Source organism: Caulobacter segnis, from assembly GCF_003243465.1.
In the GTDB taxonomy this organism is placed as follows: domain Bacteria; phylum Pseudomonadota; class Alphaproteobacteria; order Caulobacterales; family Caulobacteraceae; genus Caulobacter; species Caulobacter segnis_A.
In genome coordinates this window covers 1-11,630 of sequence record NZ_QFQZ01000109.1, presented here as the reverse complement: position 1 = coordinate 11,630, position 11,630 = coordinate 1, and the positions used below count along the sequence as shown (strand labels likewise).

Below are 11,630 nucleotides of genomic sequence, written 5' to 3'. Positions count from 1 at the left end.
ACACCTGGCACCGTGACCACCTGATCGATCCGCGCTCAGTCGTGCCGGAATCGGTGATGCCGCCCTACAAGTTCCTGGCCGAAAAGGACCTGGACTACAGCGACATCGTCGCCCGCATGAAGACCCAGCACACGGTCGGCGTGCCCTATACGGCCGACGAGATCGCCAACGCCAAGAAGGACCTCGAGGCCCAGGCCGACCCGTTCTCGACCGACGCCGTGGGCCTGCGCGCCCGCTACGGCGCCAAGGTGGTCAACCGCGACTTCGACGGCGATCCGAACAAGATCTCCGAAATGGATGCGCTGGTCGCCTACCTGCAGATGCTGGGCACCCTGGTGGACTTCAAGTCCTACAAGGCCCAGGCGCCGGAGAACCAACGATGAGCGGTCTCTCCTACGAAACCGTCGCGCGCTTCGCGCAGCAGGGCGGGCTGGTCTACTTCGGCCTGATCTTCCTCGCCGGCGTCGCCTACGCCCTGTGGCCTTCCCGCAAGGCCGAATTCCAACACGCCGCGCATATGCCGCTGGATGACGAGGAGCTCTCCTGATGGCTCACGAACGCGAGACCGACCACGCCACCGGCGTCGAGACGACCGGGCACGAGTGGGACGGCATCAAGGAACTGGATAACCCGCTGCCCCGCTGGTGGCTGTGGGTCTGGTACGGGACGATCGCCTTCTCGATCGCCTACTGGGTGGCCATGCCGGCCTGGCCGGGCCTGCACAGCTACACCAAGGGCCTGCTCCACAAGTCGGACCGGGCGGAGGTCGGCAAGCAGCTGACCGCTCTCGAGGTCCAGCGCGGCCAAGGCGCGGCGATGCTCCGCACCGCCAGCCTGGAGCAGATCGAAAAGGATCCGAAGCTGCAGGCCTACGCCCAGCAGGTCGGCCAGTCGGTCTTCGGCGACAACTGCGCCACTTGCCACGGCATCGGCGGCACCGGCGGCAAGGGCTACGCCAACCTGCGCGACGATGTGTGGCTGTGGGGCGGCAAGCTGGAGGACATCCAGTACACCATCACCCACGGCATCCGCACCGGCGCCGATGGGGCCCGCATGTCGCAGATGCCCGCTTTCGGCCGCGACGAGCTGCTCAAGCCCGAGCAGATCGACGACCTGACCGAGTACGTGGTCAAGCTGTCGAACCGTCCCGCCGACGCCGGCGCCGTGGCCCGCGCCGCGCCGATCTTCGAAACCCAGTGCTCGGCCTGCCACGGCGCGGACGGCAAGGGGAACCAGGAGCTCGGCGCGCCGAACCTGACCGACGCCGATTGGCTCTACGGTTCGGATCGTGCTGCGATCCGAGGCCAGATCTACGCCGGGAACGGCGGCGTCATGCCCACCTGGGGCGGTCGCTTGAGCCCTGAGACGATCAAGGCGCTCGCCGTCTACATTCACTCCAACGCGGGTGGTCAGTAAGGGCTATGCCCACGCTTATCGACAATAGGCCTCCTCAACCTGAATCCCGGACGGCGGTCTCGGCCGCCGCCCGGGCCAAGGGCAAGGGGGACGCCAACGGCGGGCTCTACAAGCCTCGCGAGCCGATCTATCCCAAGCTGGTCCACGGCAAGTGGCGGAACGTGAAGTGGGCGCTGCTCATCATCACGCTCGGGATCTACTACATCACGCCGTGGATCCGCTGGCATCGGCCGGACGGCTTCCCGCAACAGGCGGCGCTGGTCGATTTCACGGGTCGGCGCTTCTACTTCTTCGACATCCAGCTGTGGCCCCAGGAAGTCTACATCTTCACGGGCCTGCTGGTGATGTCCGCCCTGGCGCTGTTCCTGGTCACGGCGCTTTTCGGCCGTCTCTGGTGCGGCTACGCTTGCCCGCAGACGGTCTGGACCGACCTCTACATCGTCGTCGAGCGCCTCTTCGAAGGCGACCGCAACGCGCGCATGCGCCTTGACGCGGCGCCGCTGTCCTTCAACAAAATCTGGCGCAAGACCGGCAAGCACCTGACCTGGCTGGCCATCGCCTTCGGCACCGGCGGCGCCTGGATCTTCTACTTCCACGACGCCCCGACGCTGCTCCGCACCTTCTGGACCGGCGACGCGCCGGTGACGGCCTATGTCTCGTGCTTCCTCCTGACCTGCACGACCTACATCTTCGCCGGCTGGATGCGCGAGCAGGTCTGCACCTACATGTGCCCGTGGCCCCGCATCCAGGGCGCCATGCTGGACCATCACTCGCTCCAGGTGACCTATCTGGGCTATCGTGGCGAGCCGCGCGGCCCGCACAAGAAGGGCCAGACCTGGGAAGGGCGCGGCGACTGCGTCGACTGTCGCCAGTGCGTGGTGGTCTGCCCGATGGGCATCGACATCCGCGACGGCGCGCAGCTCGAATGCATCAACTGCGGCCTGTGCGTCGACGCCTGCGACGACATCATGACCAAGATGGGCCGCCCCACCGGCCTGATCGCCTACGACTCCGAAGCCGCCGTCTCGCATCGCGGCTCGGGCTGCAAGCCGCAATACAAGCCGGTCCGCAGCCGCACGATCTACTACGCGCTCGCGATGACCATCGTCGGAGGGCTGACCCTGTGGTCACTGCTCTCGCGGCCCGACGCCGACCTCCACGTGATCCGCGACCGCAACCCGGTCTTCGTGCGGATGCACGATGGCGCCGTGCGCGATGGCTACACGCTGAAGATCGGCAACCGCACCTTCGTCCAGCAGCGCTTCGACGTCTCGTTCGAGGGCGTGCCCGGTGCTCGCCTCAGCCACCCGGGCGGCGAGGGCGAACATGTCAGCATCGTCGTTCCGGCCGACCAGGTCGTGCCGCTGCGCGTCTTCGTCACCGCCCCGCCGAACGCCGAACTGGACGCCAGCGTCCCAGCCCGCTTCGTCATCCGCTCGGGTGGCGTGCAGGCCGAGGCCAAGACCGTCTTCCTCTCTGGAGCCGCGAACCCGCAATGACCAGCGCAACGCAAACGATCGCCAAGGTCCCGTCCGAAAAGGGCCGCATCACCGGCTGGCACGTGCTGATCGGGGTCGTGCTGTTCTTCGCGATCGTCATCGGGGTCGACACCATCTTCATGGTGCAGGCCTATCGGACCTTCTCGGGCGAGGTGGCCTCCAACCCGTATGAAGCGGGCCTGGCGTTTAACCGCACCCTGGCTCAGCGTCAGAAGGAAGCGGCGCTGGGCTGGTCCGCCAGCGTCGAGACGCCGGCCGGCAAGACCGTGGTGGTCACCGTCGTCGATCGCGCCGACAAGCCGCTGGACGGCCTGTCCCTGACCGGCGTCCTGGAGCGTCCGGCGACCGAGACCGGCCGCCAGACCCTGAACTTCCGCTCGCTGGGCGGCGGCCGCTATGAGGCGACCGCCCAACTGGACGGGGCCTGGGACCTGCGCGCCACGGCCCGCAACGCCAAGGACATGTTCGAGATCGAAACCCGCCTGGTGGAACCCGCCCAATGAGCCAGAGCCTGACCCTGCATCGTGACCTCGAGGCGTTCGTTCGACGGGACGAGGCGGGGAATGGCCGTCTCGAACTTCTGGTCAGCGGCGCCCGCTGCGCCGGCTGCATCAACAAGATCGAAAAGGCGGTTCGTGAGCTGCCGGGTGTCGACGCCGCGCGCCTCAACCTGACCACGGGCAAGCTCGCGGTCCAGCTGGAGGGCAAGCAGGCCGATCCGGAGCGCGTCGTCGAGACCGTCGAGGCGCTCGGCTATCGCGCCTGCCTGTTCGATCCCGGCGAAGCCGCCGCGGCGCAGGACAGGGAAGGGCGCGAACTGGCGGTCGCCCTTGGGGTGGCCGGCTTCGGGGCCGGCAACGTCATGATGTTCACCGTGCCCGCCTGGGCGGGCCTGTTCGGGCAGGAGCTGAATGGCTCCACGCTGACGCTGATGTATTGGATGGCCGCGATCGTCGCGACGCCGTGCGCCCTGTTCGCCGGCCGTCCGTTCTTCCGCTCCGCCTGGGCTTCGCTGAAGCGCGGCAAGGCCAATATGGACGTGCCGATTTCGATCGGCGTGATCCTGACCCTGATCGTCAGCTTTTCCGAGACGATCCTGCGCGGCAAGCACGCCTATTTCGACGCGGCGGTGACGCTGCTGTTCCTGCTGCTTATCGGCCGCTACCTGGATCACCGCCTGCGCGCCAACGCCCGCTCGGCCGCGCGCGACCTGCTGGCCCTGCAGACTCCCGTGGCCATGCGCCTGATCGACGGCGTCGAGCAGGGTATCCCGGTCGCCGAGGTCAAGATCGGCGACCGCCTCGTCGTCGCGCCGGGCGACCGCGTTCCGGTCGACGGCCTGGTCGAGAGCGGCCAGTCGGAACTCGACAACGCCCTGATCACCGGCGAGACGGCGCTGTCGCCAGTCGGCGCGGGCGCTCGACTGCACGCCGGCGCCCTGAACCTCTCGGGCCGTCTGGTCATGACCGCCACGGCGCGCAGCGAGGACTCCACGGTCGCCGCGATCGCCCGCCTGATGGAAGCCGGCGCGCAAACCCGTTCGGCCTATGTTCGTCTGGCCGACAAGGCCGCCGCGCTCTACGTGCCGGTCGTGCACACCGCTGCGGCCCTGACCTTCGTTGGCGGCTGGGCGCTGGGGCTCGGCCCGCGAGAGGCGCTGCTGCGCGCCGCCGCCGTGCTGATCGTCACCTGTCCCTGCGCTCTCGGCCTGGCCGTACCGGCCGTGCAGATCGCCGCCAGCAGCCGCTTGTTCCGCAAGGGCGTCCTGGTCAAGTCTGGCGCCGCGCTGGAGCGCCTCGCCGAAGTCGACCACGTCGTGTTCGACAAGACCGGCGTCCTCACCGAGGGCCGTCCGCGCCTGATCGACGCCCCGGCCCACCTCGTCGCCATGGCCGCGCCGCTGGCCCGCGCCTCGCGCCACCCGCTGGCCAAGGCCATGGCCGCCGAGGCGGGCCTCGGGCCCGTGGCGACCGACTGCGTCGAGACCGCCGGCCAAGGCGTCGAAGGCGTCATCAATGGCCGTCGCGCCCGCCTGGGCCGCGCCGCCTTCGTCGGCGTGACCGGTGGCGACGCGCGCGAGACCGAGCTGTGGTTCGGCTTCGAGAATGACCTCAAGATCCGCTTCGTGTTCGAGGACCAGCCCCGCGCGGACGCGGCCGACACCCTCGCGCGCCTGCGCCGCATGGGCCTGTCGGTCGAGATCCTGTCCGGCGATCTCGCGGGCCCCGTGGGCGACATCGCCCGCGAGGTGGGCGTCCCCAAGTGGCGCGCCGGCCTGACCCCGTTCGACAAGGCCGCGATCGTGGATCAGTTCAAGGCCGACGGCCGCAAGGTCCTGATGGTCGGCGACGGCCTCAACGACGCCGCGGCCCTGTCCAAGGCTCACGCCTCGATGGCGCCGGGCGCCGCCGTGGACGCCGCCCAGAACGCCGCCGACCTCGTCTTCACCGGCGAGGGTCTAGCCGCCGTGGTCGACGCGATCGACACGGCCCGCGAAGCGCGTCGTCGGGCGCTTGAGAACTTCGGCTTCTCGGCGCTCTACAACGTCGTCGCCACGCCGGCGGCCATGTTTGGGTTGATCAATCCCTTCATCGCCGCCCTGGCGATGTCGGGGTCGTCGATGGTCGTGCTGCTGAACGCCGCGCGGCCGCGCATCGCCTGGAGGCGTCGATGAACATCGTCCTGTTCCTGGCCCCATTCTCGATCGGCCTCGGGGCCATGGGCCTCTTCGCCTTCTTCTGGACCATGCGGTCGGGCCAGTACGAGGATCCGAAAGGCGACGCCGCCCGGATCCTCTACGACCACCTAGAGGACAAGCCGCCCCAGGATTGATCCCAACGGATTGATCCAAATCACGGCGGAGGCGGGGAGGCCGGCGCAGGTTGCGCGCGTCAGGAGAGACGCATGACCGCAGCCGCCGCCCAGATTCCCGCCAACGACCACCAAGCGCTGCTGACGCGCTACGACAGCCGCGCGCCGCGCTACACCAGCTATCCGACCGCGCTGCAGTTCTCGAAAGAGGTCGACGCCGAGGTTTATGGCGAGTGGCTGGGCGGGCTCGATCCGCGCGAACCGGTTTCGCTCTACGCTCACATCCCGTTCTGCGATCGGCTGTGCTGGTACTGCGGCTGCAACACCCGGGTGGTGAAGAAGCAGGCGTTGATCAGCGAGTATGTCGAGCGACTGGTGGACGAGCTGGCCCTGGTCGAGACGCGCCTGCCGGGCCGCATCAAGGCCGGCGCCGTGCACCTGGGCGGCGGCACGCCCAACATGCTGTCGCGCGACGACCTGGTGCGTCTGTTCGGCGCGCTGCGTCACGTCTTCCCGTTTGCGCCGGGTGTTGAAATCTCGGCCGAACTCGATCCGGCGGTGCTCACCGAGAGCTGGGTGAAGGCCGCCGCCTTCCACGGCCTGAACCGCGCCAGTCTCGGGGTCCAGGACCTCGCGCCGCATGTGCAGGAGGCGGTGAACCGCGTCGAGCCGTTCGAGGTCGTGGCGCGCGCGACTCACTGGCTGCGCCAGGCCGGGGTCGCCTCGATCAACCTTGACCTGATGTATGGCCTGCCCAAGCAGACGACCGCCGACGTGGTCGCCACCCTGGACAAGGTCTTGACGCTGCGCCCCGAGCGGATCGCGCTGTTCGGCTACGCCCATGTACCTTGGGCGCGCTCGCACCAGAAGCTGATCCGCGAGGAGGACCTCGCTGACGCCAACGGCCGCTTCGAGCAGAGCCAGGCGGCCGCCGAGCGGCTCGTGAAAGCGGGCTATGTCGCGATCGGCCTCGATCACTTCGCCCTGCCGAACGACGACCTCGCTTTGGGAGTCGCGACCGGCACGCTGCGCCGCAATTTCCAGGGCTACACCACCGACCAGCACCCGACCCTGATCGGGCTGGGCGCCTCGTCGATCGGCCGCATGCCGGGCGGCTATGTCCAGAACCTGCCCGCCGAGGTCGCCTGGCGCGACGCTATCCTGCAAGGCCGGTTGCCCGTCGCGCGGGGCGTCAAGCTGACCGACGACGACCGCCTGCGCGCCGACGTGATCGAGCGTCTGATGTGCGACTTCGAGGTCGATCTGGAAGCGGTGGCCACGCGTCACGGCGTCTCGTCCGAAGTTTTCGGCCAGGACGTCGGCAAGCTGGCGGAGCTCCGCGCCGACGGTCTCGTCCAGGTCGACGGCGACGTCATCCGTGTCACCGAGGCGGGCCGGCCCTTCGTGCGCCTGACCGCCCAGGCGTTCGATCATCGCTCCGACACGAGCGAGGGCTTCTCCCGCGCGATCTAGTTTTCAGAAACTGATCGAGGTCAAGGTCGAGTGCTTCGCGATCCTTCAAATAAAGATCGCGACAGAAATTAGAGAGTCGCCACTTCTGGGGATAGATGATGAAAACGCTTATTCTTTCGGCCATCGCGGCGACGGCTCTGGTCGGCGGCGTGGCGCACGCTGAGGACTTCTCGCCGAACGCCAAGGGCGATTTCATCGTCCATGCGCGCATCACGCAAGTCGCGCCGGACAAGGATGCGGCCATCCTGACCGCCGCGGGCGCCAACACCGGCCTGAAGGCTCACGTCAAGGATGACGTCAAGCCGACCCTGGGCTTCACCTACTTCCTGACCGACAAGGTCGCCGTCGAGGCCATCCTGGGCACCACCGAGCACGACATCCGCGCTCAGGGCGGTGCGACGGATGCTCTGGTCCACAAGACCTGGGTGCTGCCGCCGGTCGTGACCCTGCAGTACCACCCGCTGCCCGCCGCCCGCGTCAGCCCCTATGTCGGCGCCGGCATCAACTACATGCTGTTCTACAGCGGCAAGGACAAGAACGGCTTCACCGTGAAGGTCGACGACGGCTTCGGCTACGCCCTGCAAGCCGGCGTCAACGTCAAGCTGAAGGACAATTGGCTGCTGAACGCCGACATCAAGAAGGTCTATTTCAGCACCGACGCCAAGATCAACGGCGGCGCCCTGAAGGCCAAGGTGGACCTGGATCCGCTGGTTTCGTCGGTCGGCTTCAGCCGCAAGTTCTAGGATTAATCGCCCATGGCGCCGGTCCGCCCGGCGACATGCGCAGTGTCACAAGGCCCGGCCGCAAGCCGGGCCTTGTTCACGTTGGGAGCCCCGCGCGCGGAAGCGCGAGCGCCGCGGTGGAGCAGAGGGCCGGCTCGGCCGAGCCGGCGCCCGAATGGCTACTTGGCCACGCTGACCTTGAAGACCATCACGTTGCGATAGGTCTTGCCGGGATCCAGGCGCACTGGAGCGAACTGCGGCTTGTTCGGCGCGTCAGGGAAGTGCTGCGGCTCCAGCGCGATGCCGTCGCCTTGCCGATAGAGCTTGCCGCTCTTGCCGACCCAGGACGCGTCCAGGAAGTTCCCCGAATAGAACTGGATGCCCGGCTGATCCGACAGGATCTCCAGCACGCGGCCGCTCTTGGGATCGGCCAGCCGCGCCGCCAGCCGCAGGGCGCCTCCCGCCTTGCCGTTCAGGACGTAGTTATGGTCGTAGCCCTTGCCGACGACCAGCTGCGGGTCACTGGCGTCGCGGATGCGCTTGCCGACCGCGGTGGGCGTGCGGAAGTCGAAGGCCGTGCCGGCCACGGGGGTGATCGCCCCCGTCGGGATCAGCTCGTTGTCGACCGGCGTGTAGCCATTGGCGGGGATCGTCAGCACATTGCCCATGGCGCCTTCCGGCGCGCCTTCGCCGGCCGCGTTGAACAGCGCGTGGTTGGTCATGTTGACGATCGTCGGCTTGTCGGTCGTCGCGCCGTAGGTGATCGTCAGCTGGTTCTGTTCGTCCAGGGCGTAGGTCGCCGTGGCGTTCACGGTCCCCGGATAGCCCTGGTCGCCATCGGGGCTGACATAGCCCAGCGTCACCGAGGCGGTCGGGCCGGACTTGGTCGACAGCACCTTCCAGACGACCTTGTCGAAGCCTTTCACGCCGCCGTGCAGGGCCGCGACGCCGTTGTTGTTCAGCGCCAGTTGGTAGGTCTTGCCGTCAAGCTCGAAACGGCCCTTGCCGATGCGGTTGGCGAAGCGGCCGACGCTCGCGCCGAAGTAGCTGGCGTTCTTCACGTAGGTCGCCGCGTCGTTGAAGCCGAGCACGATGTCGGCCTTCTTTCCGGCCTTGTCGGGGGCGATCAGCGACTGCAGGGTCGCGCCGTAGGTGATCACCGTGGCGCTGACGCCCTTGGCGTTGGTCAGGGTGAAGGCCTCGACCGCTTCGCCGGACGGGGTCTGGCCGAACGGGCGGCGGGTCAGCTCCGCGGCCGTCGCCGTCGATGTGGTGACAAGGGCGAGCGCGCCGCACAGGGCGATGGTCTTGAACGTCATGTTTCCTCTCCGTCTTGTTCTGTTCGCCAAAGGGGCGCTATCGCGGGCCGGCTATTCGACGAACGGCGGCGCCACGACCCGCTCGCTGAGCAGGAAGGCGTCGGCCACGTGCCGTAGCGGACTGACATCAACGTCGCTGGCGCCATCCGCGATCAACCGCGCGAACTCGTCATAGAGCCCGGCATACTCGCGGTCGGGCCCCTCATGCATCAGCTGGCCGTCGATCCACAGCTTGGCGCCGCCGTTGGTCAGTTTCAGCGCGCCGTCCTCGGTGTCGACCTCGATGTCCCAGCTTTGCGGCCCCGTCTGCAGGAAGTCGAGCTCGGCGCGGATCGGGGCGCCGTTGGCGTCGCGGAAGTCCAGCTCGGCCTGGATCGGCGACTGCCGGTTCTCGGGCACGTGCAGCACGCCGTGCGACAGGAAGAAGGGCAGGGGCAGGATGCGCGTGACGATCGAGAGGGCGTTGATCGCCGGGTCAAAAACGCCCAGGCCGCCGGCCTCCCAAATCCAGTCCTGGCCGGGATGCCAGACGCGCACGTCTTCCTTCCAGTTGATCCGTACGGCCTTGACCGTCCGCTGCGCCAGCCAGGCACGGGCGGGCTCGACGCCGACCGCATGGCGCGAGTGCCAGGTCGCCTGAAGCGTCAGGCCGCGGGCGACGGCGGCCTGACGCAGGTCCTCGACCTCGCTCAGCGTCGCGCCCGGCGGCTTTTCCAGCATTACGTGCTTGCCCGCGGCCAGGGCCAGATGAGCCAGGGCGTGGCGCGGCTGGGGCGGCGTGCACAGCGCCACGGCGTCGATCGCCACCTCGCTGGCCAGCAAGGCGGCCAGATCGGTGAAGTGGGCGACGCCGTCCAGTTCGGCGTTACGACTGACGATGGCGACCAGCTTGAAGCGCGGATCAGCGGCGATGGACGGCAGGTGCTGGTCCCGGGCGATCTTGCCCAGGCCGACGAGCGCCAGACGGATCGGCGTCACAGCGCGCGCACCGCGACGGGATGTTCAGCCGCCTGGCCCAGGGAATTTCGCACCGGATAGAGGAACGGCGCGGCCTCGATCTCGAATACGTCGCCCAGCTTGGTCTGGAAGCCTTCCGAGAACGACAGGGTGGCGGTGCCGAAGAAGTGGACGTGCACGTCACCCGGGCGGCGGAACAGATCGTACTTGAAGTGGTGATGCTCGAGATTGGCGATCGTGTGGGACATGTTCGCCTCGCCCGACAGGAAGGGCTTCTCCCAGGCAACGGCGCCGTCGCGCAGGATGCGGCTGGCGCCGCGGACGTCCTCGGGCAGCGGGCCGGTTAGCAGTTCCGGACCCAGCGCGGCCTGGCGCAGCTTCGAGTGGGCGAGCCAGAGATAGTTGCCGCGCTCGATCACGTGGTCGGAGAACTCGTTGGCCAGGCAGAAGCCCAGGCGATGCGGGGTTCCGTCGGGACCGATCAGATAGACGCCTGCGATCTCGGGCTCCTCGCCGCCGTCCTTGGCGAAGGCGGGAGAGGTGAGGGGCTGGCCGGGACCGACCAGTTGCTGGCCGTCGCCCTTGTAGAACCATTCCGGCTGGACGCCTTCCTGGCCGGGCGCGGGCTTGCCCCCCTCGACGCCCATCAGGAACATCCGCATCGAGTCGGTCAGCTGCTCGCCCGACTGGGCGGCCTTGTGCATCTTGTCGCGACCCTCGGCCGAGCCCAGGTGGGTCAGGCCGGTGCCGGTCAGTAGCAGGTGAGCGGTGTCTGGGTGGTCGATCGGCGCCAGGACGCGGCCCTCGGCCAAGGCGGCGGGGATATCCACGTCTTCGCCCAGCGCGCTGGCTTGAGCAATCTCCGCGAGGCTCGACTGGGCCTTGAGCGCGGCTTGGGCCAAGTCATAGAGCGTGTTGGCGACCGTGACCCTGCGGGCCACGCCCGTGTCGTCGACCGCCGCCAGCCGTCGTTCGCCATCTTCCGCCTTAAACTGTACGAACCTCAAGACCATTGGCGAACGCTCCTCGCTTATAATAGTCTGACAAATACCGTTGGCGGCGCGGCTGTCAAACCTCGTTTAGACCAAGGCTCGCACGCGCCGCCTTTCGGGGCGCGGCGAACAGGCGGGAGACCACGATCTCGCCCCAGCTTCCGCCTTCGCCGGCCGTTCGGCGCGGGCTGAGTCGGCCGGCATGACGTCCCGTCATCATTGACGGTTTTGTTGCGCAACGTTAGTCAGACAAATATTATAATATGAGTCCGTCTCGGCGCCGACCTCTCCCTTCGATCGGCCGCGAGCGGCGGAGCGTACCAAGGATCGTCATGAGCGCCGCCCCCCTTTCCCCCCGCGTCCTTCGTTCGCGTGCGTGGTTTGATAATCCGGACAATATCGACATGACGGCGCTTTATCTGGAGCGCTATCTGAACTTTG

13 protein-coding genes are annotated in these 11,630 nt (G+C 67.9%); 10 read left to right on the top strand and 3 right to left on the bottom strand.

Annotated features, from left to right (window positions below; translation table 11 throughout):
* From DI526_RS21665 to DI526_RS21625, 9 genes are all read left to right on the top strand, one after another.
* The coding region (locus DI526_RS21665) for a cbb3-type cytochrome c oxidase subunit II (RefSeq protein WP_304282519.1) at window positions 1–383 on the top strand (383 nt) is incomplete at its 5' end.
* The gene (locus DI526_RS21660; protein WP_304282517.1) at window positions 380–547 is read left to right on the top strand and encodes a cbb3-type cytochrome c oxidase subunit 3; all 168 of its coding nucleotides are present in this window, start codon (window positions 380–382) and stop codon (window positions 545–547) included. The genes DI526_RS21665 and DI526_RS21660, both read left to right, overlap by 4 nt.
* Complete coding sequence (gene ccoP, locus DI526_RS21655; protein WP_304282514.1) at window positions 547–1,416, top strand: cytochrome-c oxidase, cbb3-type subunit III; 870 nt, start codon at window positions 547–549, stop codon at window positions 1,414–1,416. Before DI526_RS21660 ends, ccoP begins: the two co-directional genes overlap by 1 nt.
* Window positions 1,417–1,421: 5 nt before the next feature.
* Window positions 1,422–2,915, top strand: a complete 1,494-nt coding sequence (gene ccoG / locus DI526_RS21650) for a cytochrome c oxidase accessory protein CcoG (protein ID WP_304282511.1) — start codon at window positions 1,422–1,424, stop codon at window positions 2,913–2,915.
* Window positions 2,912–3,418 (top strand): FixH family protein, encoded by a 507-nt coding sequence (locus DI526_RS21645; RefSeq protein ID WP_304282509.1) that lies wholly within the window; start codon window positions 2,912–2,914, stop codon window positions 3,416–3,418. Before ccoG ends, DI526_RS21645 begins: the two co-directional genes overlap by 4 nt.
* Window positions 3,415–5,589 carry a heavy metal translocating P-type ATPase gene (locus tag DI526_RS21640; protein WP_304282507.1) on the top strand — a complete coding sequence of 725 codons (2,175 nt, stop codon included), beginning with the start codon at window positions 3,415–3,417 and terminating at the stop codon, window positions 5,587–5,589. The genes DI526_RS21645 and DI526_RS21640 overlap by 4 nt, the downstream gene beginning before the upstream one ends.
* Window positions 5,586–5,747: a cbb3-type cytochrome oxidase assembly protein CcoS gene (ccoS, locus tag DI526_RS21635; RefSeq protein ID WP_099443577.1), complete on the top strand. Its 162-nt coding sequence runs from the start codon at window positions 5,586–5,588 to the stop codon at window positions 5,745–5,747. Before DI526_RS21640 ends, ccoS begins: the two co-directional genes overlap by 4 nt.
* Window positions 5,748–5,819: 72 nt before the next feature.
* Complete coding sequence (gene hemN / locus DI526_RS21630) at window positions 5,820–7,199, top strand: oxygen-independent coproporphyrinogen III oxidase (RefSeq protein WP_304282503.1); 1,380 nt, start codon at window positions 5,820–5,822, stop codon at window positions 7,197–7,199.
* 98 nt (window positions 7,200–7,297) lie between these two features.
* Window positions 7,298–7,942, top strand: a complete 645-nt coding sequence (locus DI526_RS21625) for an OmpW family outer membrane protein (protein WP_304282501.1) — start codon at window positions 7,298–7,300, stop codon at window positions 7,940–7,942.
* 158 nt (window positions 7,943–8,100) lie between these two features.
* On the opposite strand, the gene DI526_RS21620 is transcribed toward DI526_RS21625, so the two are convergent.
* From DI526_RS21620 to araD1, 3 genes are read right to left on the bottom strand one after another with little or no spacing between them, the layout of a single operon-like run.
* Window positions 8,101–9,240, bottom strand: a complete 1,140-nt coding sequence (locus DI526_RS21620) for an aldose epimerase family protein (protein ID WP_304282499.1) — start codon at window positions 9,238–9,240, stop codon at window positions 8,101–8,103.
* Window positions 9,241–9,291: 51 nt separating this feature from the next.
* Window positions 9,292–10,218 carry a Gfo/Idh/MocA family protein gene (locus tag DI526_RS21615; RefSeq protein ID WP_304282497.1) on the bottom strand — a complete coding sequence of 309 codons (927 nt, stop codon included), beginning with the start codon at window positions 10,216–10,218 and terminating at the stop codon, window positions 9,292–9,294.
* The gene (araD1, locus tag DI526_RS21610; RefSeq protein ID WP_304282495.1) at window positions 10,215–11,210 is read right to left on the bottom strand and encodes an AraD1 family protein; all 996 of its coding nucleotides are present in this window, start codon (window positions 11,208–11,210) and stop codon (window positions 10,215–10,217) included. Before araD1 ends, DI526_RS21615 begins: the two co-directional genes overlap by 4 nt.
* Window positions 11,211–11,521: 311 nt before the next feature.
* Here araD1 and DI526_RS21605 point away from each other — a divergent pair.
* A partial coding sequence (locus tag DI526_RS21605; protein WP_304282522.1) for a hypothetical protein occupies window positions 11,522–11,630 on the top strand: 109 nt, incomplete at its 3' end.